Raw genomic sequence first — 25,537 nt, forward strand, 5'->3', positions numbered from 1 at the left:
CCTCGGCGCTGGTGCGGTCACGCGAGCCAGGCGCCGCTTAGTCCACCACAGTGATACGCCGGCTCGCCTGCTGTTCGCTTGATTGCTGAGCGGGGACCCAGGCGCCACCACGGCCCCCAGAGACGGTTTCCAGCGCGATTCCCGCCACGGAAACCGGGGCTTCTGCTCGCACCAGGGCCCCGACGGCCCCGCGCGGAAGCTCAACCGATTTTCCGCTCAGCTCTTCACCGAGTTGCAGGGCAATCGGATCCAAGCTTTTCCCGCGAGAGTCGACGGGAATGACTTCGAGCGCGCCGGTGCCGGCAACCGCTAGCGAAGCTACGCCCGCCCGCGGGCTGGCGTCATCCTCCCCGGGCGCGGACACGAAGTTTCCCCAGGCCAGGGCGTGCCGGGTAGCCGATCCCACCGGGCCGGCCCAGGTTGCATCCACCCCGGTTGAAAGGCGCACGCCCGCGGCGACGTCGGCACCCGCCTCCACCTGAAGCGAGTAAAGCCCGGCCTCAAGGCCCGCCAGCGTCAAGTCCGTTACCGAACCCGCCGCTACCGTCACTTCCCCGCCCGGGATGAGCTCGCTCCCCTTTTCTCCCAGCAGGTGCACGGAAACGTTCGTCTCCTCCCCCGGATTGACGATCCGCAACACGGGAGCCTCCTGCTCGCTACCGCCTATGAGTACGCCCGGGATCGTCAGTTCGGAGCCGGCACTCGCGCCGCTAATAAAGTCAATTCCCCCGCTCCGCGAGCCTTCGAGCGTATGCGTCTGCAGGCTCGCTCCGAACACGCCGGAGTTTGTGCTCAGATGCAAAGCCAGGCGCCGGGCTTCCGGAATGAGGCCATCCATACGCAAGCGCTCGGTCTTACCGCCATCAACCACGAGCGCCGATCCGGTCCCTAACTCCAGTTTTCCGCCCGGTCCGTAGGCCTCAATGGTGACTCGAACCGGATTGATACCGGGGTTTGTGACCACGAGTTCGTTGGAGGTTCCCACCGCCGCCTGTGATCCGACAATCCAGGTATCGGCGCTGGGAGTCAGGCAGGGGTTGAGGGCAAGGCCGCGCGAATCGCCGTCGCTCGCGAAGTAGCGATGCACACCGGCAAGCGCCGTCGACCCCGCCTCCGTTGCTGACACCACTCGCGGGGCATCCTCCGCGAAAACAACCTCGTCCGAATCACTTGCCCATTGCAAAGACAGCTCCGAAGTTTTCACATTGACGTTAGCTTCGGTAGCGCTCATTCCCTCCGAAAACGTGCGCGCGAACCCACCGCCACACACCATTCGCGCCGGCATCGACGCCGCCTCGGCTGGAGCCGGCGTGGCAGGCGCGGCGTTTTCTTTGGGAAGCACGCCCATCGCGCAGGCGGCGACGAAAACGGCCAGCGCGCCCATCGCCGATACAAACCGGCGGCCACGCATTTTTTGCCGGCGCAAGGCTCGCCGTTCTTCCCGGCTGAGCCGCCCCGAACGCGAACGCTTGCGGGCGGGGCGCTCGGACGTGGTGGTCGTAGTGAGCTCCTCGCTCGCGGCTAGTTCTTTAGCCGCCGTTGGTTCCTGCGGTGGCCGCGTTTCGTTGTTTTCCATTAAGCCGTCACCACCGTTCGACGCCGGAGCGGTAGAGCCACAATCAGCACCGCCAGGCTAAAAAGACCTTGCCCACCGGCAACCGCAAATTCGAACCAGCGGTTGTAATTAATCGTCAGGATCATCTCTTCCGATCGTTCGGGCAGTTGCCACGTCTGATTCCACAAGTCCTGCGCCGGGGCAATGGTTTTACCATCGAGCTTTGCGACCCATCCCGCATCGGCTCGTTCGGTTAGATCGAGGCGCTGAGCGGGGCCGGCCGGCAGGGTGATATGCACTCCGTAGCGGCCCGCGTCCAGATGCGTGCCGCCCAATCGCAAGCGCGAGGGGTCAAGCTCGGCGGACACTCGCCAAAACATTCCCGTCTCGTTTTCGGTCACGTACTCCAGATCCGGTGCCGCATTGAGTGCGCCCGCAAGCGCGTCGGAGGCACCATCGGGAATAAGGACCATGCTCACGGCGTGCTCGGCTAGAGCTCCGGCGGCATCCGGGTTCCCGGCGAGCAGATCAGCTACTGCCGCGGCGAGATGCTCGGAGGCAGGATCCTGGGTTGAGGAATTTTCTCCGGTCACCCGCAGGCTTTGCCCTGCCATATCGTTCATGGTCACTTCGTGGAGTTCTTTGCCCGGCCCGCGCCAAACCTCTGCCCGAACTCCGGCGTCGTCGGCGAAAAGGGCGAGCACACGGCTTCGGGCCGCGGAATTCTGCTCCTCAACCGCGAGCGCGGGAACGCGGGTGGCGGGTACCGCTCGTAGCGCCGATCCTCCGCTCGCGAGATAAACCCCGTGAGCGCCGGAGGCGAGGGCAGCCAGGATCACCAGTGCCACGCTCCCCAAACCGATGAGCTGGTGGGGGCCGAAGGAGCGCACCGAGATGTCGGTGCGCAAGCCGTCGCCGGCGCAGACCAGCACCAAGAAGAAACCGAGGAGAGCCACCGAGAGGCCGGTGCCGGCCCACCCGTAAGCGGGAAGCGCAACGGATCCCTGATAGGCAACCCCGCTCACGAAACGGGTGGAGAGCCCGGCCCAGGCGAAGCCAGCCGCGGCGAGGAGCCAGCCGCGGCGAATTCCGCGCCAGTTGCGGTGGCGAAGAAGTGAACACAGGGCGGCGATGAGAATAGCGAGGGCCGCGAGAAGCGGGATTGCTAGCGAGGCGTCACTGAGCACGCCGGTGAGTTTTTCGCTTCCGGCTCCCGCCCCCGTGAGCCCCGCGCTTTCGAGCGTGTAGCCGGCGCTGGGCGAGAAGGTCATCAAGCCCAGCCAGGAGGGCCGCCCCGCTACCTGCGGGCCAGGGTGCGCGAAGAAAATCCTCCAGCTTCCGCCCAGGGACGGGCCCACCAGCGCCCAGGGGGCGGCGGCGATCCAGAACCAACGTATTTGCCGCCAGCGCCAGACGCCGGCCGCTGCAACGAGGAGGGAAACCAAAAGCATCACCGGCGCGGCGGCCCCAAGCACCACGAAGGCGAGGGCAGCCACTCCGATCCCCGCGCTTGACTGGGGGCCGTGCGGATTTTCGCGCGCCCGCCAGGCGCCCATCACCGCTCCGAGCGCTACCGGCAAAAAGACGTGCAGGGCGGCAGCGGGGATGTGGCCGTTGAGGACAGCGGCCACCAGCGGCGGGGCCGCGGCCCAGGCAATGGCCGAAATCGCGCGGATGTGCGGAGAGTTGGTGAGGGTGCCGCTAGCCCAGAACGCGGCCGCCGCAGCGAGCGGGAAGGAGGCGTAGAGCGCCAGTAGACCAATGTTTCCCAGGTTTTCACCGAGCGGTTGGCCCAGCAGCGCGAAAGGCGTGAAAAGGAGCCAAAATGCGTCGATTCGCTGCGCGCTACCGTCCCCGCTGGGCAGCCACGAATGCAAGGCGGCGCGCAAAAGATCCGTGCCCGTCCAGGCATCGGGTAGGTAGGCTCCGCCTGCTAACGCGCCCGCACCTACGTTGGGGAGGGCAAAGCCCACCGCGAGGAGCACGCCAAAAAGTAGCGCGATCCAACCCGCCACTCGTGTGGCCCCTCGCCAGTGTGCGCGTTCGCGGAGAACCAGCGGGTCGGGAAGATCTATCAGGGAAACTTGTTCGCGCTCCGCGCGCCGGATTTCACGTTTCGCTCGCCGCACGCTCGAGGGCCGATCCTCGAGTTCCCGGAGGGCGCCGCGAGGTGCGCTACGAGTTTTCCGCAAGCGGGCTCGGGCGCGAAGCAGGGCGGGAATCTTGGCGAGGAGCGAGAATCCCCCGCGAATTTCGCCCTCTGCTAGGCGCGGCTCCTTGCAAAGGAGCCTCCAGATGGCGCGCGGCACCGCGGCCAGGATGTACCAGAGGAAAACCAGCGGAGCCAGTATCGCGGGGGCGGCGAGCACGGCGTTATAGACCTGAGCTCCCCGCCGGCGGGCGTAGGAGCTTCGCCGCGAGGTGCCCAGCGAGAGTTGCGCGTGGCGCACCACTGCCGCGGGTTCGACGACGACTCGCCAGCCCGCTGCCCGCAGGCGCCGCGAGATTTCCAAGCCGTCTCCAAAGGGCCCGAGAACCGGATCAAACCCGCCCACGGCTTGCAGTGCCTCGGTGCGGATCAGCATTCCCGCGGTTCCGACGCCCAGAACGTCCGAGCGGCCATCGAGCTGGCCACCATCGCGGTCTCCGGGTTCTACCTCGGGCACGCGCCGGGCCGAACGGGTGGCGCGAATACCCACCTCGAGGAGTTCTTTGCGATCGTTCCAGCCAACTTGCTTGGAACCGACCGCGCCCATAGCGCGGGAGGAAGATCCGCGCCGGTGAAGCGCCAGCAAAGCGCCGGCTTCGGGGGCAGAATCTTCGTGCAGGATCCACAGCCAGGTGCCGGGCGCCGGAACGCTCCCGGATGCCTCCGGCCCGGCCGGAGCCTCGGATGGCCCAGCGGCTAGCTCCAAATATCGGTTTACTACTTGCGCCAGGTTTTCACCCGGTAGCCGCAGGCCTTCCAGGGCCACATTTGCGTTCGCCCCCGCTCCGCTCGCCCGCTTTCGGGCCGCTTCCAGCCCCGCGCGGACACCGGCGGAAAGCTCGCTCCCTGAAGCGCCCTCCATGCTTGACCCAGATGCTTCAAGGACGAGCACGCGGCCGGGCACAACCTCACCCAGCAAAAGCGCGGTGAGGGTTGCGGTAAGAGTTGGGGAAGTTGGCCGAGTAATAACGAGGGCGCTAACGCCGTCGAGAGTTCTCTGCTTCGAAATCTCCACAACTCCGGGGCGGCGTGAGGTGCTAACCGATAGCGACATTAGGCACCGTTCGCGCGCCGGCGCCTTTCCCGAATAATACGGCGTCGATCATTATCCGACATTCCGCCCCAAATCCCGTGCCGAATATCGTTTTCGAGGGCGTACTCCAGGCAGGCATCACGCACGGGGCAACGATGGCAAATCGAGGTAGCCGGAGCGGTTGACCCGCCCTTTTCGGGGAAGAAAAGATCCGGATCGGTTTGCGCACACAGCGCATACTCCTGCCAGTGCGCGGATTCGCCGTCTGACTTTTCATACCCAAGGTCGAAAATATCGAGCATCAGATGTTGCGCTTCTTCGCGGGTGAGTTCGCCACCCTTGGCGAGCCGCAACTCGTCTTTTCTATCGCGCACGGGTCCTCCTCTTACCAGCCTCCCTAAATTACACGCGTGTCATTCCCCTAAAGTCAAGCCCAAGATGTATATTGCACCCTTTTAAATTCAGCTTGCGCTCACCGCAACGCGCGCCTTGGGATTCTCGGCCAGGTAGCTTTCCACTTGGCTAGATTCGACGTAGCGCCCATTAATAACCACCGGGTCGTCGTCAATGCGAGCCTCCGTCCAGCGGTAGTACATCGCCAGAAGCGCCCCGGAGATGTTGTGCCAGATGGAGAACACCGCGCCCGCCAGCGCCGCTTCCGGCCCGAAGTAGGTTTTTGCCAGGCCGGCCGCCAATCCCGAGTTCTGCATACCGACCTCCACGGAGGTGGTGCGAGCGGCACGCTTGCGGATTCCGAACAGCCGCGCAAAGCCGTATCCAAAGGCGTACCCAAGCAGGTTATGCGCGATGACGGCGGCGAACACAATCAGCCCCGCGGTACGAATTACATCCACCGATCCGGACACCACTCCCGCGAGCACGCCCGCGATCCCAAAGGTCGAGATCCACGGAAGGACCGGCAACACGTACGAGGTGAAGGGATCGCTCCAGTAGCGGTCTGCCAGTGACCGAATAATGAGGCCACCCACCACCGGCACCAGGACGATCTGCACAATTGAAACGGCCATAGCTCCGCCGTCGACCGGCATACGGTCCCCCACCAACCAGGTGGTGAGCAAGGGCGTCATAATCGGCGCAAGGAGGGTGGAAATTGAGGTCATGGTGACCGAAAGCGCCACGTCAGCCTTCGAGAGGTAGGAGATGACGTTCGACGACGTCCCTCCCGGCGCGCAACCAACCAGAATGACTCCCGCCGCCACCGCGGGTGGAAGATTGAGCGCCGCGGTGATTGCCCAGGCAATGCCCGGCATAATGATGTACTGCGCCACCACACCAATGAGAACCGGGATGGGGCGGGTGAATACGAGTTTGAAGTCGCTGAGCTTGAGCGTCAGGCCCATGCCGAACATGATGACTCCGAGCAGGATGCTCGTGTATGGAGCCAGGCGGGAGGCACTCGCCGGAGCGAAGAAGCCCCATCCGAAGGCGAGGAGAATGATCAGAGGAAAAATGGTGACCGCGATCAGCGCGGAACGATCCTCTGAGGTCCGCGCCAGCGGTTTCTTTGTGTTTGGCATGGAGCTATTGTTATGAGACTCGTGGACACCTCGCTCAAACGTTCCACATAGTGAGGATCGTGTGTCGCAGGGCACCTTATGATCGGCGTTTGGGCAGGTCAGGCGATTGCGATGCGGGGGCATTAGGCTGGCCGGAATTCCCTTTATTACGCGGATTTACGTCGCATTCCGAGGAGCGTGAAGGTAAGGTTGCGAAGAGATAGCGGGCAGCGGTCCGCTGAGTTAAATGACGACTTCGAAAGGATGCCTTATGCGCGGCATTATTCTTGCGGGCGGTTCGGGAACGCGCCTCCACCCCATTACGCTCGGCACCTCAAAGCAACTGGTCCCGGTCTATGACAAGCCCATGATCTACTACCCGCTCTCCACTCTTATGTTGGCGGGCGTGCAGGACATTTTGATTATCACCACTCCGGATGATGCCCCGCAGTTCCATCGTCTTCTGGGCAATGGCTCGCAGTTTGGCGTCAATCTCGAGTTTGCGGTGCAGGAAAAGCCGAACGGGCTCGCGCAAGCCTTCGTGATTGGCGCAGACTTTATTGGCAACGAAGCCGCGGGCCTAGTGCTCGGCGACAATATTTTCTACGGCCCCACCATGGGCCGGAGCCTGCAGCGCAATGTGGCGCCCGACGGCGGAGCGATTTTCGCCTACCACGTTTCCGATCCGCGCGCCTATGGCGTGGTCGAATTTGACGAGAACTTCCGAGCGATTTCAATTGAAGAAAAGCCGGAGCACCCGAAGTCGAATTACGCCGTTCCCGGCTTGTACTTCTATGACAACAACGTGGTGGAGATTGCCAAGAACCTGGAGCCCTCCCCGCGCGGCGAGTACGAAATCACGGATGTCAACCGCGTTTACCTCGAGCAGGGCAAGCTTTCGGTGGAAGTCCTGGACCGCGGCACGGCATGGCTCGACACCGGAACCTTCGACTCGCTAGCGGACGCCACGAGCTTCGTTCGCACCATTCAGGCCCGCCAAGGACTGTCAGTTGGTTGCCCTGAGGAAATCGGCTGGCGCAAGGGCTTCCTGTCCGACGACGAACTGCGCGCCCGGGGCGAAAAGCTGGCGAAGTCCGGATACGGCGAGTATCTGCTGGAGCTTCTGGAAACTAAATCGAATACCCCACAGGGTAAGTACTAAAGCAGACAGAGCTTCCTTCCTCTATACGTTTGTCCCCCACGCCTCTGCATTGGCGTGGGGGACAAACATTTGTTTCCTTAGATCCTGCCTATTCAGGAGCTCACGATACGCTAACGAAACATTTCCGAGCGCACTCCCATAATGATGCGGTCTCCGGGTTGCGCCGATCGCATATAGCGCGCGACCTCGGATTCATGGAGAGCAATGCAACCCGCTGTTCCAATCTTTCGCGCGTGCAGGAAGATTGCATATCCGGCACCTTCGACAATGCGGGAGTCTGGCGGACGATTATGGTTGACCACGACGCCGAGCCGGTAGTCGCCGGTACGGGCAATGGCCCACATATCCTCGTCGGCCTTCGACACCTTTTTCGGCGCCTCGTAGTACCTGTTATAGTTCACGCCCGGAGTTCCACCCCATTTTGACTGCGGGTTTAGCTGACGGTACGCGAGTCTCGTTCCAGGGTTGTATACTCCGAAGCCCTCGGTTACGGAATAAGATCCAGGTGGGGTCTTCATCGTGCGCCAAGCGGCCGGCTCGCCCCAGCGCGCCATTCCATTGACGCCGATGCGGGCCGAAGTTGACCACTCCTCTGCATAGAATCCGTCCCTCTGGCGGACACAGTTGACGAACGTTGCATAGGAAGTCCCGTACGAATCCGCAATAACGAGCGAGACGCGGTTTGCGCCATAGTTGGGATAAACCGTACGACCGTCGTTGAGCGCCTGGCACTGCCCAGCTGGTGCGGCAGGACCATGATTGACCATAAAGGTATCAGTTTTATTTCCATCCCAATCGCCGACGTAGGTGAAGTCGCTCGAGTCTCCGTATGTAAATTCAACTTGCGCGCGAGGACTCTTGAGAATATTAGAGACATAGTAACGATTTCCGCGCCGCACCGTGAGTGTATCAGTGCCGTTACCGTCCCAATCCCCGGCATAGGTCTGATCCGTCACATCACCGAATTTGAAGTCGATGTTTGCAATCCCTGTCATCAACGAGTTGTTGACGTAGTAGGTGTTTCCGCGCCTTACTGTGATCGTGTCAGTGCCGTCGCCGTTCCAATCCCCGGCGATGACGGCGTCGCCGGGATCCCCGTACATGAACTCGCGGTCCGCCACCCCGGTGGTAAGACTATTACGAACAAAGAACTTATTTCCCCTCCTCACCATGACGGAATCTTTGCCATCACCGTTCCAATCACCAATGAGGATCTCGTCAGAAGCATCCCCGTAGGTGAAATTTAAATCGGCAATACCCGATGTATTCGAATTCCTAAGGTGATACGTATTCCCGCGGCGTACGGCTATAGTATCCACCCCATCGCCGTCCCAGTCGCCGATGAGGATCACATCCCCCTTATCTCCGTACTCGACCGCATAATCAGCGATTCCAGATTTTAGGGTGTTCTTGAAATGATAAATATTCCCTCCGTCGCTATCTGCGCTCGCGGGGCTTGCCGTAAAAAGCCCGGCACAGGCGATAGCACCGGCGGTGACTGCGGCTAATATCCGTCCTCTCGTTTCCATCGGTTCTCCTTTGCGGCTTCGTGGAAATTGCTTCGGCACACCCCGATAATAGTTAATGTTTTTCGATGCTTCGAAAGACACTCTTTGAGCAAGAAGTTAACTTTTACTCAGAGGATGGCAGGGGGTTAGTAGCACTAAGGCGATCACTTAGAATGAGCCTCTCCACATCGTAAAAGAAGACCACCACACCCAAAGTCGCTAAAATCGCAGGAGACGACGGGTAGCAAGGAAACCAATGATAAGAGACGTACTCAGCAAATCCACGAATAATTGTTCGAGGATCCGCGATAGCCGTTCCTGCGCAGGCGGGGCGAATCACGATGACGGCACAAACCCGTCGCGAAGCGCGAGTGCTGTTGGCAAGTCTTCATGGGCACTATCCCGCCCGCCACGGTGGCACTGGTGGCTTACGGGAGTCATCGTGGCCATCTATATTATTTTCAGCGTACTCGGGCTAACGACCTCGAACCTTGGCGCAAAATTCGCTCACGGTCCCAACTCAACCACCATTGGACCCACTGCTTCTTTACGTTCAGACGAATATATGGCCGGTACGCCGATGGAACTTTCCATTATGGAGACCGGGGATCAGGCGACCACAGGGCCGCTTGCCGAGGAATCCTCGGTAGTTCAGCGCATACCCATCGGGCCCGTCCAACATCTCGTTTTCTGGGATTCGACTCTCACCAAAATTCTTAGTTTCCTCCCCGATGCGCAAATGTTTGCGGCAAGTTGGTGGCTTTCCTCGCTGGTGCTCCTGCTGGCAATGCCGTATTGGATGGTCCTCATGGGAGGTAGGTGGAACCTCGCCTGGGCCGCCACCTTCCTTTGCGTTTTCTCACCCGCAAATTGGTGGTGGACGTTCCAAATCTCTGATCAGCTCGGCTTCACCGTTCTAGGATGCACGTTTTTGCTCCTCGCAGCGCGCGGAGCGGAAAAGAAAAGATGGAAGTTCGCCGCAATCCTTGGCATTCTCTCCGCGATTTGCCTGGCCGGAATGGTGAGCAGATACCTGGTCTGGTCACTCATTTTGGGCGGTGGAGTCCTCCTCGCCACGTCGGTGAAAATCCTCCATCGTTGGCGAGATCGCTCGCTACTTACCCTCATATCAACGGGGGCTGTAACGCTTATCCTCGCTTTGGCTGTGCTTTGGGAGGGACGCAGGGGAATGGCGGCCCTCACCGCAGCTGTCTATCCCGGCCAGCGCCTCACAACGGGCGAAGCATCGGATATGGGCTGGACGTTCTCCGCTAATTTCTTCTTTAGCCTGAGTGCTGGCCAAGTTCGGCCGGTTTCCGCGCCGTACACGTATGCGTCCAATATTAGCGAGCTCTCAACTTCCTGGAACTTCCTCCTTCTCATTATTCCGTTCGCGCTTGTCCTGGCCTACCAAACCCAGCGAATCCGCGATCGCCTTCCCGAAATTGCGCTCGGACTGTGGTGCATGCTGTGGTTCGCTTGGGGCTTCGTTGGCACCGGTGGTTTTGGCGTGAAGATTCCGCTCCTCAACTCCGTGCCTGCCGCACGCACAATCCAAATTATCGGAGCTCTCTTCGCTATTTGGCTCATGCTAACGCTCAGCAAAATCAAGCAGCGGCAACTCTCAATTGCCATAACCGGATCTGCCGTGGTGGGAATGATTTTGCTTCATTCCGGGTCGGAGCTGCTGCTTCGCTACGTGCCAAGCTTCTCCTACAAGGAAGTTCTTCTGTGGTCCTTGGTAGGAGCAATCGTTACCTTTGTTCTCCTCTACGCTCCCCGCAGTTCCTGGGCGCTCATTGCCTCAGCAAGCTTGGGCCTATCGAGCGTTATCGCCACTCCACCGCTGCAGATTGGCCTGGGGTCACTGCGCGGTACGCAAACCGCTAACCGTCTTTCCAGTGAAGGGCAAGAAGCGCGCGAGAAAGGTGAGCTGTGGGCAACAGACACCATGGCCGGCAACGCACTCCTTATTGCCAATGGGGTACCCACCCTCTCTGGCCTGCTCCGCTCGGGTCCGGTGGAAGATGAATGGCTCAAGCTTGATCCTTCTGGCAGGTTTAAGGAGAACTGGAGCCGTGGAGGCGGGTATATCTTCTTCAAGTGGTCGCTTCTACGCCATCCCTTCTTCACCAATCCGAATTACGACGTCGTTGAGGTCTACGTCAATCCGTGCACGCTGGCGGAGATTTATCCCGAACTCACCACAATCGTTTCCGATAACCGAATGAGCGGGGCGGGCCTCGAATGCTTGGTTCCGGCCGGCGAGATTCACCTGCAAGATCTGCCCCAAAGTTCAGCTTCCGAATCCGCTCACGAGTCAGCCTCTCCCACCCAAACTGCCTCAGCGGGCACTAGTGCTACGGCTACGGCTCAAGCTCATCCGTCCGGCCCCTCCGGCACATCGGGCACCGGGAAGAATAAGCGGAGTGGTATTTCCGATCCGGCGAGCGAGCGCCACGCTGATAACACGCAGTACGTCTACAAGATCCAGCGCTAACGGGCGTGAGGCACGCATCGCCGCAGCGAGCGTTCATGGCGTGAGCTCGCGCGCGTTGCCTGAGCGTGGGCACATCGCTAGTGCGCATTACCGAGGCGCAAGCGTAAAATCGGGATCGCCCACCCTGCGGCGGTACTAGCCCTTGCGCGCGGCCCGCATAAATCCGGAAGCGGTAATGCCCAAAAGCAGATCAGCGAGCGTCGTAAATACGCGGGATAGAAGAACTACAACGACCACTTCGCCCGGTCCCACAACGGTTGATAGCACGGCTGCCAAAGCGACCTCGCGCACTCCAAGACCCGCGGGGATAAAGACGGTTATAAATCCCGCGATCCAGCCGAGCGCATATCCGCCCATTGACAAGACGAGAGTTGAGAATTCGGCTGGCATCCCCAGGTTTACCAGCATGATCCAAAGCTGAAAGCCTATGATGATCCAGCTTAGGCAGGCCCACCCGGCCGAGAGCACGGTTCCTGTTATGGTGAGGTCGCGCTCGAGAGGCTCGCGGCCAAGCACTTTCAGGGCGATGCGCACTAGGCGGTTAAGTACCCACGGGGTCAAACAGACGAGGACAACGGGGAAAAACCAGGCCACCCAGGCATTGTCCGCCCGTACCTGGGCTGGTCCAAAAACTAGCGCGAGGATAGCGAAGACGAGGCCCGTACCCACTGAGACAGCCATGGAAATCAGCAACGCAAACAGCGAGCGCCGTCCCGCAATCTTGTAATCCTGCCCAATTTCGGCCGCGGCAACGAAGTTCCACACTCCCCCCGGCAGGTATTTGGCAACTTGGGAGGAAAAGAAAATTCTGCGCGCTACTTTCCGATCGACGGGCTCGCCAATATTGTTAAGAACCGCCCGCCACGACAGCATGGTGATCGGTACGTAAACCATGGCGAGCACCAGTGCACTGAGAGTAACCAACGGCGACAAGCGCGCAAGCGCACCGGTCACCTCGTCCCAATTTGAGGCTACGGCCCAGATCGCCGCGACCACCGCCAGGACCATGAATCCAGTACGGAAAACGGGACCGCGAAGAAATTGGATAATCTTCCCCGCGATAGATTTCGCATTTTGTGTCATGGTTTTATCCCCGGCCCACACTCATTAATAGAGCATTGCTATGGTCGCCGGCCTTTCGCACCCTCAGTTCGGCGAGGCAGGCCCTTCGCGCCCTCGGTTCGGCGCGACCAGCCGCCCGCGGGCTAACCGAGAGCGGCCCAAATATCGCGCCGATATGCCTCAATCTTCTTAGTTATCGTCGGTTGAAATCACGTCCGCGAGAACGGATTCACTGGCTTCTTGCCAGCGATCCTTCCAATCGCCAATTGGCTCGACGCCAACACGCTCAAGCGCATCGTGGCCGAGTACGGAGAAATGCGGACGCGGAGCCGGGCGCTTGAAGGCCGCCGCCGTCGTCTCCTTCACCATCTCGGGATCTTTCCCAATCGATGCCATGATTTCTCGGGTGAAGTTCCACCAATTCGTCTTCCCTGACGCGGTGCCGTGATAGATGCCGGAAGGCGCCTCGGACTCTACGAGTCGAACGATAAGATCGGCCAGATCGCAGGTCCACGTCGGCTGTCCAACTTCGTCAGTAACAACGGAAAGCTCATCGTGGGTTTGAGCCAGCGTCGCCATCGTTTTGGGGAAGCACTTACCGTGTGCACCGTAAAGCCAGGCGGTGCGAATAATGTAGTAATCATCGGTGTTTGTGCGTACGGCCCACTCGCCGGCCGCTTTCGTACGCCCGTAGGCGCTACGCGGGGCCAGCAGGTCATCTTCCCCATAGGGGTCGACGGCGTCGCCCGAAAACACGTAATCCGTGGAAATATGCACCAGCTTGGCGCCAATTTCCTTCGCGCGCCGGGCGAGAATTTCCGGTCCGGTGGCATTGGTGGTGAAGGCAGCCGCTTCGTCTTCCTCGGCCTTATCGACGGCGGTGTACGCGGCCACGTTAACGATCACGTCCGTTGCGCTAATCATCTGGCGAACGCTCGCCGCATCGGTAATGTCAATCTCTGAACGGTCCAGAGCGACGACGTCGTTCCCCTCGCGCACCAGCAACTCCACGAGATCGTGCCCGAGCATTCCCTTCGCGCCCGTAATCATCCAACGCATAAATATCCTCCAGTATCGTCCTTTGAACTCTCACTTCTTGGCGAGAGTTCCCCGATAAAAATCTACAACTCGTCGTTTCTTCACCATGGTCGCCGCAGCGAGCGCCTACGTGAGCTTACTCGGTGGTCGACGGTTACGGCATTGATGTTAGCCGTAATTTACTACCCACCCGGCGCATGAAACCCTTGGGGCCTTCAACGCGCCACGAATGGATTGCATTACGAACCAGCCGCTTTATTCGCGAGCGCGGAGGGAAGGTGAAGTCGAACTCGTATGGCTCCACCCAGCTATCGAGCTCCGAGAAGGGCTCATTATCAGCAACGAACGAAAAGTTCGAGGCTTCTTTATGCCCGTGCTGAGAAACGTGACGCCAGGCCGCCGTTAGGATGTTCCGGTATAGCTCGCCCTGCAGGGCTGGAGAGAGGTCAAGCAGGGCTTCCCGGCGCGCTCGGAACGCCACTTTCTTCCGTAATTGCTCATCTTCAAGAAGCTTCACCATCGCCTCCACCCATTCCTCGGTGGTGTCCGCAAGAAAGCCCGTCTTGCCATGTTCAATAGCTTCACGGAATGGCTGAGTCGGCGTGGCAACTGTAGGAGTAAGTACCAAAGCTGCCTCAAGCCACTTAATTGCTGATTTGGCCTCATTGAAAATATCTGAGCGGCCGCCCTTGGTTAACGGAGCCAGATTGATATCAACATCTCGCAAAACCTTCGGCAGCTGAGTCCACTCTTGGAAGGGGACTCTCACCAATCGATTCTGGAATGGGCGCATGCGCGCCGATGGCTCCACGAACCCACCCAGCCACAGCTCCACATCCTCGAAGCGTTTCAGAACTTCACATACCGCCTCTTCAATTGACTGCCAATCGGCGTCGTGCGTATCCGTCCCCGAGAAATATCCAATGCGCAACGGCCCCTTCGCCCGCTCCTGTTTGGCGGCGCGGTCTGAAAGCTTCGCCAGAATTTCGCCGATACCGTTAGGGAATCGCTGCGCGGGAACCTCAAGGAGCCGTGACCCTTCTGCGGTAATCGTCTGGGTGGATCCAATGAAGTAATCGCAATGCTCGAGGGTGGTGCGGTAGCGATAGATGCCTCGTCGCCAGAGATCCCGTTCATCCGGGGTGAGGCGGTCCAAGTTCTCCAATAGGGGCTCAATGGAGGGATCAAAAATGAGATCGTCAATATCGCCGAGAATCGGGATATTACTATCGCACGCGCGGATCTTTCCTATGAGATCCAAAATTTGGTCGGTAGCCGGTACCCGGTAGAAAACCACCGCGTCAGCCGCTAAAACTTGCGCGGGAAGGCTCGGATCGCGATAGTTCAATACCTCGGACTCAATCCCCCACTTCGCCAGAGCCTCGGCAGGAAGGTGCGCACGGTAACGAGCCGGTGCGCCCTGAATCCCAATCACGAAGACGACTTTTCGTATCAGTTGCTGAATCGCCGGTACAACCGGATCGGCCACCCGCTCGCGCTGCGCGAGAACCTCGGTGTAGTACTCAAATACCTGTTCAACTTGTTCCGCAACGGTAACGAGCCGAGACCCACCGCTCCCGCTTATCAGTTTTTGCGCTATCTCCCGGTTAGAGACCTTTTCTATTGCATCGGCAAGAGCGGAGGGGTCATCGGGCGGGATAATCAGGCCGTTGACGCCATCTTCAATCGCTTCTTCCGGGCCGAAACTCGCGGTTGCGATTACTGCCATGCCCGATGCGAGCGCTTCGCGCGTCACGATCGAATGGGATTCTCTCCCGATTGAGGGGAGGATGAGTACATCGTGCTGGGCAAACGTCGCGGCAAGCTCATCACGTCCGTATGCCGGCCTGGATGTTGCCCAGTCGGGGAAACCTGCATCCGAGCTACGGTACAAATCAAGCGTGGTACCGACCGGTACCCGGGCCTGATTTGCCGCTTCCCGTAGGATCCCGTAGCCTTTGGAGAGGTTATTACCTCCCGTATACATAAATCGAACACCCGAACCGATGGTTCTCTGTACGGATTCCGCTTCGGACGCGCCATCGATGCCGTTCTCATTTACTCGGAGCTTTTGCCGCGGGACCCCGTTAGCTAAGAACACGTCCGCCGCGATCTGCGAGGGGGCGAGGATTAGGTCGGCATCCGCCAGGGCGCTTCGCATGGATTGGCTACGGTGCTCGAGCCACTCGGACGTCACTCCCCAATCCACGTATGCGCAATCAACAGCTGGAGAAATTGGCTCATCATCGGGGCCAAGCAGGAATTGCTTCGGGCAGATCCACCAGAAATCGTGCATGGTGACGACGACGGCGCAACCGGCTTTGCGCGCAATACTGAGGCACTGCGTTCCTAATGTCTGAATGGAATGAAAATGCACCAGATCCGGTTTGACTTCCGAAATATAATCCTCGAATAGCTTCGCAACCGCTGGATTGTCGTAATTCTTCTCGCTGTGCCAGGCGAGGAATCCATCGACCCCGACCCATCTCACCTGAATTCCGTCGTCGAAGGAATCGGAAGTCTCCAGCGGCTGTAGGTCTTTCAAATTTCCGGCAAACACGTAGGCATCGTGGCCACGGTCTCGCGCTGCCCGGGCGAAGCGTTGCGGAATGAGCGTGCCACCCGAAACAAAATCGGGCGGGTAATGTGCCGATACCTGCATGATTCGCATGCGGAAATGCTACCGCATAAGTGCGATGCTCCCGTCTTTCACGCGCTCTCACCGCGAGCCCGAGCGCCGAGACCAGAACATTGCGAATCGCCGGCGGAGTGCGCTTTTTGCCGTTCCTCGCCCGCTACAATTGGGGACGTGATTGATAGTGAGGACAGCGAAAACGATAAGGCCCTTCGTTCGCAGTTTGATTCGGCGCTAGCCGAGCTCAAGGTTCGCGACGCCATTATTGCCGCGCAAATGGAGCGAATTAGCCAGCTGGAGCAGCAGCAACAGGGCGGCGTAGCCCGGCAATCAACATCCCCTCGCGTAGCGTCGCCAAGTTTCCGGCGCAGGCTCGCGAAGGGGCTACGTACCTCGCCAGTAACGAGCAAGGCTATTCAATTGCTACCAAAGCGCGTGCGGAACCTCGGCAAACGCGCACTCAGCTAAACCACACTAGCGGGCTTAACCTGGCGGCAAAGCCTACGAGTGCTCCCGCTGGCGTGCCAAAAAACTCTTGATATGCCTCGCCGTGGCGCGCACCCCCTGCGACCGCAAAGATTCAAAGCTCTTGGCCGCGAGCGCGATGGGGCTACGGCGAGCCTTCGCGGGCGCGGAGCGCTTTCCGGCCCGCGCGCGTTGCTCCGCGCTTTCCCTGTCGGGAGCAAAATACGGCGATGCGCAATACTCGCGAAGCGGCGCAAGAACTTCACTCCAACGGAAGCTTTGCGCGATTCGAGCGATATTCTCCCGTGCCTGGGTGCGGTATCCGTCGTCGTTCAGGAGGTTCACTAAGGCAGCGGCGAAGGCATCGACGTCCTCGTAACCAACGACCTCCCCCAAACCCTCGCGCTGGGTGAGATCCGCGAAGTAATCACCTTCGGTGACAACCATGGGTAGTCCCGCCCACAGGTAGTCGAGAATTCGCGTGCGGAATGAAAACTCCGTCTCCACGTTATTGAAGTGCGCAGATACCGCAACATCCGCATCGCACAAGTAGTTTTGCCGCTCATCGTATGGAACCCACGATTCGTTGAAATGAACGCGCGTGCCTTCCAGGCCGAGATCACGTGCGAGCTCACGCGCGGCGGTTACCATCCGCATCTCAGGAACATCGGGATTCGGGTGCTTTGCCCCTAAGAACACGAGGTGCAGATCCGCAATCTTCTCTTTCGCACGATCAATTGCGCGTATCACCGTGAGCGGATCAAACCAGTTATAGATCCCTCCGCCCCAAATCACGACTTTCGATTCTTCCGAAATGCCCGGGATTGCGCCGCGGATGGCGTTTGTGGTCCGCACCGGCTCGGAATCGGAAAGCCCAAACGGAACCAGGGCGATGAGCTTGTTCAACGAGGGGTCAGCATCATAAAGCTCGGGGGTGATGCGCCCTAAAGCAACCATCTCGCCCAACCAAAGATGCCGCTGAGCGCGTGAGGCGCAGAGGAAGAAATCGCCAACTCGCATCTGTGCTTCGAGCTCCGCCGCGGCATGTTGGAAAGCGAATCTCCGCTCCGCCAAAGGCCGATGCTTCTCCACCTCAAGCGATTCGAGGTGGAGCGGATCGTAAAGATCAACCACAAGCTTGAAATCTGAGGTCCCGAGCCATGGGAATGTTTGCAACAGATAGCCCTGCACGACGACGACGTCCGGCGAGCCGAGATCGGTTTGAAAACTCTCAACCCGGGTTTCGAAAATCTCAAAATTCTCGCCGGGGCGAGAAACTTTCCCAAAGCTGAGGATTCTAACCTGGTTGGAGCGCGAGAGTTCACGCGCAATTTCCCAGACGCGAATGGCCGGGCCGGCCATTTTCTCGCTGAATGTATCTAGAGAAACAATCGCGATCTCGCTCATGCTAGTCCTCGTTTCCTGCCGAGTTCCTTGCTTCTAATTCATCCGCGGAGTCTTTGGAGTCGATCTGCGTGCCGCGGGCTGACCCGGTTGGGAAATTCCAACGGCCATCCAAAATAACGTAGCCTCCGGATTCGTAGGGTGTACCGCGCTTCACGGAGATACTCGCCAGCTCTTTGACGTAGTCGTAGACGTGCTCAGTGGTGGTGTTTACGACCGAGCCATGGAAGAGATACTGGCCGGGGGCTAGAAGCACCTTGGGTATGCGCAGATCGACCACTCCCGGACCCTCGATATAGTCCACCGGGAATTCCAAATCGCGCGTGTTGTTTCCCCACAGATAAACGCCGTCGAAGGATTCCATCGAGTAACCGAAAACCGGCTTTTCAATTCGCTGATGGGCGTTGTACCACATGCGAACGGTTATCTCCTGGCCAGTGGGAATAGCTCCCAGAACGGGCGCCAGGTTTTCATCGAGGACCTGCATACCCAGGACCTCGACCTCTCCCGAGCCCCAGCGAACTCTTCCCGCCGCATCAAAGCGCATATTCTCCTGAGTGGAGGTCTCGTACTTGTCGAGGACCTCCTTGGCCGGGCCGACCATTCGCAACTTTCCGTGTTCCAGCCAAGCCGCGTTATCGGCCATATTTCGCAACTGCGCCATGGAATGGGACACGACGACGACGGTTTTACCTTGCGCACGCAAATCAGCGAACTTCTTTGCGCACTTTTCCTGGAAAGCAGCGTCTCCCACCGCAAGAATCTCGTCGACGAGGAGAATATCCGGCTCGGTATGAATAGCAACCGAAAAGCCCAGGCGCACGTACATACCGGATGAGTAGTTCTTCACCGGTTGGTCGATGAAATCGCGAACGCCCGAGAACTCAACAATATCTTCGTACTTCTCATCGATTTGTTTTCTGCTCATGCCCAGAATTGAACCGTTGAGATAGATGTTCTCACGCCCCGAAAGCTCCGGGTGGAAACCGGAACCAACCTCCAACATCGCCGCCATCTTGCCGTGGCGGACGATTTGCCCCTCGTCAGGAACCAGGATCTTGGCAATGCATTTGAGCAGGGTGGACTTTCCCGAACCATTGTCTCCGACGAGGGCAAAGGTGCTTCCGCGCGGGACGTTAAGGGACACTCCGTCGAGAGCAACAAAGTTCTCTGAAATTGACTTCCGGCGGCGCATAATCGCCGACTTCAAGGTCTGGTTGTTTTCCTTGTATATCTTGAAGCTCTTGGTTACGCCGTGGACTTCAATAGCGTTTTCTACCGACTGTGTGTTGTTCATTAGAGAGACTCCGCCAAATGAGCTTGATGTCGATCAAACACCCACCATCCGAGCATTAACATCGCCCCAGACATAACCGCTACTCCGCCCAGTTGGATCCAGTTCGGCCACGCGCCGTCGTACAAAAGAGCGCGGAAGATATCCGCAAAATGTTTGAACGGGTTGAGATTGTATAGATCGTAAATCGTCACTGACCCAATCAGGGGGCCATATTTCTCTGACATCCCCTGCACGTAAAGAGCCGGGTAGACGATCGGACTGGCGTAGAACCAGAGCTGAAAAAGAATCCCCACGAAATGCTGGATATCGCGGAAGTAGACATTCGCGATGGAGAATAACATTCCCAATCCAGTACCAAAGGCCGCTAGCAGAAGAATCACCAGAATAACTAGCGGCAAACGCAGCAGAATATTGTTGCCGAGGAAACCTACGACGACGCAAAGAATCGCGATTTCAAAGAAATGCTGATAGAGACCGGCAAGGGTATTGGCAAAAATAAGGATGGAGCGCGGGAAATACACCTTCTTAATGAGGTTTTCGTTCCCCGTAATCGCAGACATTGCCCCATTGACAATGTTTGACATAAACGTCCATGGCAAGAGGCCCGCCATGAGCCAAACGACGAAAAGATCAATCCCGGATGGATCGCCCACAGGAACTTGGACGCGGATGACCATAGCGAAGACGAAACTGTAAACAATCATCAGCGCGATGGGGTTTGCCAGGGACCAGAGCTGACCGAGCGCGGTTCGCTTGTACTTTCCTTTGACCTCTCGCATGGTCAAGTTAAGCAGGAGCTCTTTGGTTCCCCGCAGGTCATCAAACATTGACACCTTATGCCTTTCTCTTTGCCCGCGGTTGCGAAGCGCGTGCACCGAGCTTATACCAGCCATGGTAGTGACTAGGGAATTCTAGACGCGAACTTCCTCGCCTTTAGTAGCCCCTACCGAGCAGAAGTGCAAAAGCATAGGCGCTGACGGCAAGCACCCACAAGCCCACTCTGACCGACTTGCGCTCCGTGACCCAAGCACCCGCTACCGCGTAGATCGGGATTAAAACTTGGACGTACCGCGTCTGCACCGGCACCCAGCTGCCAAAGAGCAGGCCAAAGCAGAGATAAATCCCGGGGCCTACCAGGAACAAAGAACTAATTCCCGCCTCGGCGAATCGGCGCTTCAGCACGTCGTCTCCTTGACGGAACCACGCGACCGAAGCAAGCGCGCCGACGGAAACAAATAGGGCGACGATGACGAACGGCGACATTCCCTGCTCAATGAAAAAGCCGCGGAACATAATGAGGATTCCATCCCCGAAGCTATCAATCAGACCGCTCAGCGATAAATCCGCGACTCGATCAACTTGTGCGGGCTTGTTCGCATCTACACTCAGAGCGGTGCGAATCAGGTTCCATCCCACCGCGACGGCTGCCACCACAACAGGTAGCGCGGAGAGTGCTAGCCACGAAGGATGACGGCGGAAGGAGAGCTTGTGGCTACCGATCGGTAACGCGACCGTATCGGGAAGATCCTCCCCTCCTTCAAGGTTTGCACTGCTTTGCCGGCGCGGCCCGATCTTGTACCAGAGCAAGAACAGCCACATGGCAGCCGCAATGAAAGCGTTTTGCATTTTTACTAGAGTGAAAATCCCCGAAAGCAGGAGGAACGGCCACACGCTCCATTCTTTTCTCACGTATCTCATGGCGGCGAGGGTGATCGATGCCCCCGCGAGGAGATTGAGGGCATCGGGGGTGATGTACGCCGTCGTCGTGCGAAATGCGGGGAGAGAACACACGAAGAGGGTAAGCGCGATCCCCACGCTCAAGCGGCCCGCTTCGCGGCTTACGAGGGCGCACAGCACGGTAGCTCCCGCGGCGAGCCAAAACGCACCGGTGAGTCGTGCCGCATCAACGAGGTCGTAGGACGGCACTAACCACTCAATCGGTTTTGCGATCCACGCAGTAACGAAGTAGTAGACCGGCGAGTGAATTCCAGCGGTTGAGTGACCATCCCAGGGGAAATCTTCGAGCGAATTATTGCCGCCGCATACGCCTTCGGGAGTTCCCTTCCCCTTCATGATTCCGAAGCCACGGCACGCAGAAGCTTCCTGGGCGACCTGGTCAACCGTTGCGCCTTCATGAGAAACAATTCCGCGGGATGCTTTGTCCACCGCATCCACGTAGTTGTACTCATCTATTGGTGAGAGCGCGGTATTGGCGGCGTTATAGCGAACATTGAGAAGACCAAAGAGGAACAAAAAGAGGAAGAAGACGGCCAACCACTTTGCCCAAGGCTTTTCACTTAGAAAAAGTTTCATACGTAGCAAGGACATCTCCTCTAGTCGTTCCCATCTCAATCATCAAAGCGAAGTGTATAAGCTTGACTACGCGGCCGCGGTCGAAGAGCCGTTCGCCTAAAATTCTAGGTAAACATTACGTAGGCAATGAAGACGATGCGAGGTTTTTATGGAATTCCGCGAATTATCAATTGAAGGCGCCTGGGAAGTTACCACCAAACACTTTCCCGATGAACGGGGAAAGTTCCTCGAGGTTTACAAAGCCAGCGTGTTCGAATCGCCGGTAGGCCATCAGCTTGACCTGAAGCAGGCAAATATTTCAGTCTCCCGCGCCGGCGCGGTGCGCGGAATCCATTTCGCAGAAATTCCGCCGTCGCAGGCCAAGTACGTCACCTGCCCGCGCGGTGCGGTGCTCGATTACGTGGTCGATATCCGGGTGGATTCCCCGACCTTTGGCAAATGGGATTCCGTATTGCTGGATGATGACTCGCGTAAAGCCATTTATCTTTCCGAGGGGCTCGGGCATTGCTTCGTCTCACTGGAGGATGATTCGACCGTGATGTACCTCTGCTCCGCGGAGTACGCGCCAACCCGCGAGCACGGCATTAACCCGCTTTGCGAAGAGATTGGGCTTGAGTTCCCCGAAACCGGTAGGGATGGCGAGAAGCTGAACCTCGTGCTATCTGAAAAAGACACGGCCGCGCCCGGCTTGAGCGGGGCACGGGAAGCCGGATTACTTCCTACGTATTCGCAATACAAGGAGTTCATCTCCGCACTGAATGCCTAGAAATCTACAGATGTCTGAAAGCGAAGGTGGAGTGACGCCCGCGAGCAACGCCGCTGGGAGTAGCGCCGATACCCAAGACCACAACCAGGCGGCGAAGGTTGTTGCTGTCGTTATCACGTTCAACCCGCCCAACTTGCTCCCGCTTCTTTCGGAGCTTGAGCGGCAAGTGGCCGGGATCGTCGTCGTCGACAATGGCTCTACTCCGGCGTCCCTCCCCTCGCTCCGGCAAGCCTGCGAACGGCACACGCTGGTGGAGATCGGGGAGAATATCGGCATCGCCGCCGCCCAGAATCTGGGCATCGAGCAGGCTCGCGGCATGGGCGCAGAGTATGTTCTGCTCTCCGATCATGACTCGGTTCCCGCGCCGAATATGGTCAGCAAACTACTCTCCGCACTTGAGGCAGACGAAATGGTAGGCGCTGCCGGCCCTCTTCCTAGCGAAGATCGTGAGGGCGCCGATCAGCTCGTCTACGTTGCGCGCAAGTGGGCGCCAAAGCGGGCCCACCCAGAAGAACTGGCGCAACCGACGCTCGATGTGGCGTTCTTGGTGGCGAGCGGTTGCCTCATTCGCATGAGGTGCCTCGACAACGTGGGCGATATGAATACCGCTCTGTTTATCGATCACGTTGACCTTGAGTGGGGGTTGCGTGCGCGGCGGAGCGGGTGGCGTTTGGTCTGTGTTCCTGCGGCAACCTTGCATCATTCGCTGGGCGATGAGGTCGTGATGCTTCCGGGGCGTACCCAGCCCGTTCATGTTCACTCCCCCATGCGCAATTACTACATCTTGCGCAATACTCTGTTCCTCGTGCGGGAAGGTGGGGAGCTCATGCCGTCCCGGTGGCGGCTTCGCTACGCCTGGTGGGCCCTAAAATACCTTGCGTTCAACGGGTTCCTTGTTGATCGTTTACCGCAGCGCCGCACGGAGTTGCGCGCGGCCATGCGCGATGCTCGCCGCGGAAGGAAGGGAAGGCGCGGGTAGTTTAGCGATCCGCGGCGCGAGACTCCATCCACTGCCACATTTGCGCGATGCCAGAAGGGAGCATAGTTTCGGCTCGCCACCCGAGTTCACGCTCGATTCTCCCGACGTCGAGGTAGGACACATTCGCGTCGAAGCCCCGGGAGGGATCATGTTCCACTTCAAATCTAAGCCCCACAACCTCCCGTAAATGCTCAATCAGCTCACGGAGCGTGGTGGGAACACCGGATCCCACGTTAAAAACTCGGTGGCCCAAGCTAGGTTCGCTCGCGACGGCGAACACGGCGCGCGCGACGTCGTCGACGTACACGTAATCGCGGGCGGCGTCAAGGGAACCCAGAACACGGAAGGGCTCGCGGTTCAGAATAGCGCCCATCCACACCGCGAGAACGCCCTGCGCTCCGGCCCCGGTTTGGCCCGGCCCGTACGCATTGGCAACACGCAAAATGACGGGATCCCCACCGGAAGCGAGGAAAACCTCCTCCAACCGGCTTTTGAGCTGCCCGTAGTTGCCCAGCGGCGCTAAAGTCTCTTCCTCTCGATGCGCGGTTGCCTGGTCGCCATAAACGGTTCCTCCGGAGGACAGAAAAATAGTGCGGAGGCGCGGTGCCTGAAGGAGCACCGCGGAGAGGGTCTGTCTCACCTCAGCGAGTTCAGCATCGGCTATCTCCGGGGAGTCGTTCGCGATTTTGGGCGTGCAACGGGAAGCTGCCCAGACCAATACATCGGGCACTCCCGTTCGAAAGTTCACTGTTTCTCCGTCGAAAATGGGATATTCCGACGTGTAGCTATCGCAGGCCCAACCCGATTCTTCGAAGAGGGCGCGCACCCTCGACCCGATGAAACCGTTTGCGCCTACAATCGCAACTCTGGTACTCATCTTTCTGCTCCCTTTGCGCTCACCGTCATAACCGCGCCCATTTTCAGAACAACCGCCGCAGAAGCTCCTTGTACCTCTCACCAATGGCGCTGGTCGAATACTGATCACGCACCTTCAGCGCCAAACGCGCCATGCGGGTACGAGTTTCCGGATGCTCAATCGCCTCTCGCAGCGCATTTGCCAGCTCTCGCACATTGCCTGGCTGAACCAGACGCCCGTTTTCTCCATCTATGACGGCCTCATTAATGCCGGGCAAATCCGAAGCGATTGCGGGAAGACCCGCAGCCATGGCCTCCAGTAGCGCAACCGGAAGTCCGTCTTGGTCACCCGACTCAGCTGGTACCGATGGCGTCACGATCACATCAGATCGGGCATAGGTTTTGCGCAACTCCACCCGGTCAAGTGCGCCTACAAAGCTTACCGGCAAGCCGCTAGCTTCCCGCTCAAGCGATTCTCTTTCCGGACCATCCCCAACGATCGTGAGTTTCCAGTTGCCCGTACCCATCTCCCGCAATGCTTGGAGCAGATACGTAACGCCTTTCTTAGGCACGAGCCTGCCCACGAAGAGCAAACGTACATCATCGCCATCGGACTCGACTGGTTCAACCATATGAGTGAGGTTGGCACCCATCGGGATCACGAATGTTCGCGCCGGATCACTCCCCAGCGCGATAGCCCGTTGCGCCATATCTTCGTTCATGACCGTCACGGCACGCGATCCCTTGACCACGCGCGACATGATCGCACTCAGGGGGAAACGATCCAGCGCGTACAAATCGCCGCCCAGGGTTGTGAGCAAACGTGGAATCTTCGCCGCCCCCATGGCGGCTACCAGACCCTGTGGGATGATCCAGTGCGCGTGGATAATATCCGGCGAAAATGCTTTCACCGCTTTCCGCAAGCCCCGCAACTCCGAAAGAAAGAAAGGCGGAACTTGTAAAAGCCGCGAGGGCGACCGGCGAATATTCTCAAAGATCGCCCCATCAGCGAGGTCCTCCCACTTCTGGGGAAAGAACCGGAAGCGACGCACCACCATACCGCGATAGTTTTCGTCCCGCTTGGCACCGGGGACCATAGGTACCAGGATCTCGATGTCGTATTCGTCGCTGAGTTCGTATGCAAGGTCTCCAATAAACTCCGGCGTCCCATCCCCCGGGTGCGCCGGAAACGTCGAGCCCATCACGAGCATTCTCGGCTTAGCTTTCCCCATCAATGCC

The 25,537-nt window shown here is 58.8% G+C and carries 19 protein-coding genes; 5 read left to right on the forward strand and 14 right to left on the reverse strand.

Annotation, left to right across the window (positions count from 1 at the left end):
- Positions 1-37: 37 nt before the first annotated feature.
- The 4 genes from BN2664_RS04295 to BN2664_RS04310 all read right to left on the reverse strand — a co-directional run bounded on the left by BN2664_RS04295 (position 38) and on the right by BN2664_RS04310 (position 6,335).
- A complete protein-coding gene (locus tag BN2664_RS04295) occupies positions 38-1,576 on the reverse strand; it encodes a DUF5719 family protein (RefSeq protein WP_007001438.1) in 1,539 nt (512 codons plus the stop codon).
- The gene (locus tag BN2664_RS04300; protein WP_007001437.1) at positions 1,576-4,818 is read right to left on the reverse strand and encodes a glycosyltransferase; all 3,243 of its coding nucleotides are present in this window, start codon (positions 4,816-4,818) and stop codon (positions 1,576-1,578) included. The genes BN2664_RS04295 and BN2664_RS04300 overlap by 1 nt, the downstream gene beginning before the upstream one ends.
- Positions 4,818-5,099, reverse strand: coding sequence for a WhiB family transcriptional regulator (locus BN2664_RS04305; RefSeq protein ID WP_197408663.1), 282 nt, complete (start codon positions 5,097-5,099; stop codon positions 4,818-4,820). The genes BN2664_RS04300 and BN2664_RS04305 overlap by 1 nt, the downstream gene beginning before the upstream one ends.
- A gap of 159 nt (positions 5,100-5,258) precedes the next feature.
- The gene (locus BN2664_RS04310) at positions 5,259-6,335 is read right to left on the reverse strand and encodes a bile acid:sodium symporter family protein (RefSeq protein WP_007001435.1); all 1,077 of its coding nucleotides are present in this window, start codon (positions 6,333-6,335) and stop codon (positions 5,259-5,261) included.
- A 250-nt stretch (positions 6,336-6,585) separates the two neighbouring features.
- On the opposite strand from BN2664_RS04310, the gene rfbA reads away from it, so the two are divergent.
- Positions 6,586-7,476, forward strand: coding sequence for a glucose-1-phosphate thymidylyltransferase RfbA (rfbA, locus tag BN2664_RS04315; RefSeq protein ID WP_007001434.1), 891 nt, complete (start codon positions 6,586-6,588; stop codon positions 7,474-7,476).
- A 110-nt stretch (positions 7,477-7,586) separates the two neighbouring features.
- On the opposite strand, the gene BN2664_RS04320 is transcribed toward rfbA, so the two are convergent.
- Positions 7,587-9,005, reverse strand: coding sequence for a L,D-transpeptidase family protein (locus tag BN2664_RS04320; protein ID WP_007001433.1), 1,419 nt, complete (start codon positions 9,003-9,005; stop codon positions 7,587-7,589).
- Positions 9,006-9,240: 235 nt separating this feature from the next.
- Here BN2664_RS04320 and BN2664_RS04325 point away from each other — a divergent pair, with 235 nt between their 5' ends.
- Entirely contained in the window at positions 9,241-11,484 is a 2,244-nt protein-coding gene (locus tag BN2664_RS04325) for a TgpA N-terminal domain-containing protein (protein WP_007001432.1), read from the forward strand.
- Positions 11,485-11,619: 135 nt separating this feature from the next.
- Here BN2664_RS04325 and BN2664_RS04330 read toward each other — a convergent pair whose 3' ends face one another.
- The 3 genes from BN2664_RS04330 to BN2664_RS04340 form a co-directional block, all read right to left on the reverse strand.
- Positions 11,620-12,567, reverse strand: coding sequence for a lysylphosphatidylglycerol synthase domain-containing protein (locus tag BN2664_RS04330; RefSeq protein ID WP_007001431.1), 948 nt, complete (start codon positions 12,565-12,567; stop codon positions 11,620-11,622).
- Positions 12,568-12,735: 168 nt separating this feature from the next.
- On the reverse strand, positions 12,736-13,605 hold the full coding sequence (rfbD, locus tag BN2664_RS04335) for a dTDP-4-dehydrorhamnose reductase (protein WP_007001430.1): 870 nt from the start codon (positions 13,603-13,605) through the stop codon (positions 12,736-12,738).
- A gap of 133 nt (positions 13,606-13,738) precedes the next feature.
- On the reverse strand, positions 13,739-16,255 hold the full coding sequence (locus BN2664_RS04340) for a glycosyltransferase (protein ID WP_040317013.1): 2,517 nt from the start codon (positions 16,253-16,255) through the stop codon (positions 13,739-13,741).
- A gap of 138 nt (positions 16,256-16,393) precedes the next feature.
- Between BN2664_RS04340 and BN2664_RS04345 the strand changes: the two genes are divergently transcribed.
- Complete coding sequence (locus BN2664_RS04345) at positions 16,394-16,687, forward strand: hypothetical protein (protein ID WP_040317012.1); 294 nt, start codon at positions 16,394-16,396, stop codon at positions 16,685-16,687.
- 33 nt (positions 16,688-16,720) lie between these two features.
- On the opposite strand, the gene BN2664_RS04350 is transcribed toward BN2664_RS04345, so the two are convergent.
- From BN2664_RS04350 to BN2664_RS04365, 4 genes are all read right to left on the reverse strand, one after another.
- Entirely contained in the window at positions 16,721-18,091 is a 1,371-nt protein-coding gene (locus BN2664_RS04350; RefSeq protein WP_007001428.1) for a glycosyltransferase family 4 protein, read from the reverse strand.
- Between the two features lies 1 nt (position 18,092).
- Positions 18,093-19,385 (reverse strand): ABC transporter ATP-binding protein, encoded by a 1,293-nt coding sequence (locus BN2664_RS04355; RefSeq protein ID WP_007001427.1) that lies wholly within the window; start codon positions 19,383-19,385, stop codon positions 18,093-18,095.
- Positions 19,385-20,212, reverse strand: a complete 828-nt coding sequence (locus BN2664_RS04360; RefSeq protein WP_007001426.1) for an ABC transporter permease — start codon at positions 20,210-20,212, stop codon at positions 19,385-19,387. The genes BN2664_RS04355 and BN2664_RS04360 overlap by 1 nt, the downstream gene beginning before the upstream one ends.
- Before the next feature lie 106 nt (positions 20,213-20,318).
- On the reverse strand, positions 20,319-21,698 hold the full coding sequence (locus BN2664_RS04365) for a hypothetical protein (RefSeq protein ID WP_040317011.1): 1,380 nt from the start codon (positions 21,696-21,698) through the stop codon (positions 20,319-20,321).
- 148 nt (positions 21,699-21,846) lie between these two features.
- Between BN2664_RS04365 and BN2664_RS04370 the strand changes: the two genes are divergently transcribed.
- Positions 21,847-22,464: a dTDP-4-dehydrorhamnose 3,5-epimerase family protein gene (locus tag BN2664_RS04370; RefSeq protein WP_007001424.1), complete on the forward strand. Its 618-nt coding sequence runs from the start codon at positions 21,847-21,849 to the stop codon at positions 22,462-22,464.
- A 10-nt stretch (positions 22,465-22,474) separates the two neighbouring features.
- The gene (locus BN2664_RS04375) at positions 22,475-23,443 is read left to right on the forward strand and encodes a glycosyltransferase family 2 protein (protein ID WP_155856504.1); all 969 of its coding nucleotides are present in this window, start codon (positions 22,475-22,477) and stop codon (positions 23,441-23,443) included.
- A gap of 1 nt (position 23,444) precedes the next feature.
- Here BN2664_RS04375 and BN2664_RS04380 read toward each other — a convergent pair whose 3' ends face one another.
- Both BN2664_RS04380 and BN2664_RS04385 read right to left on the reverse strand, forming a co-directional pair.
- Positions 23,445-24,320, reverse strand: coding sequence for an NAD-dependent epimerase/dehydratase family protein (locus BN2664_RS04380; protein ID WP_007001422.1), 876 nt, complete (start codon positions 24,318-24,320; stop codon positions 23,445-23,447).
- Positions 24,321-24,363: 43 nt separating this feature from the next.
- On the reverse strand, positions 24,364-25,500 hold the full coding sequence (locus BN2664_RS04385) for a glycosyltransferase (RefSeq protein ID WP_162137573.1): 1,137 nt from the start codon (positions 25,498-25,500) through the stop codon (positions 24,364-24,366).
- Positions 25,501-25,537 lie beyond the last annotated feature (37 nt).

The sequence above is a fragment of the Actinobaculum massiliense genome (assembly GCF_001457435.1).
GTDB classification, from domain to species: Bacteria; Actinomycetota; Actinomycetes; order Actinomycetales; family Actinomycetaceae; genus Actinobaculum; species Actinobaculum massiliense.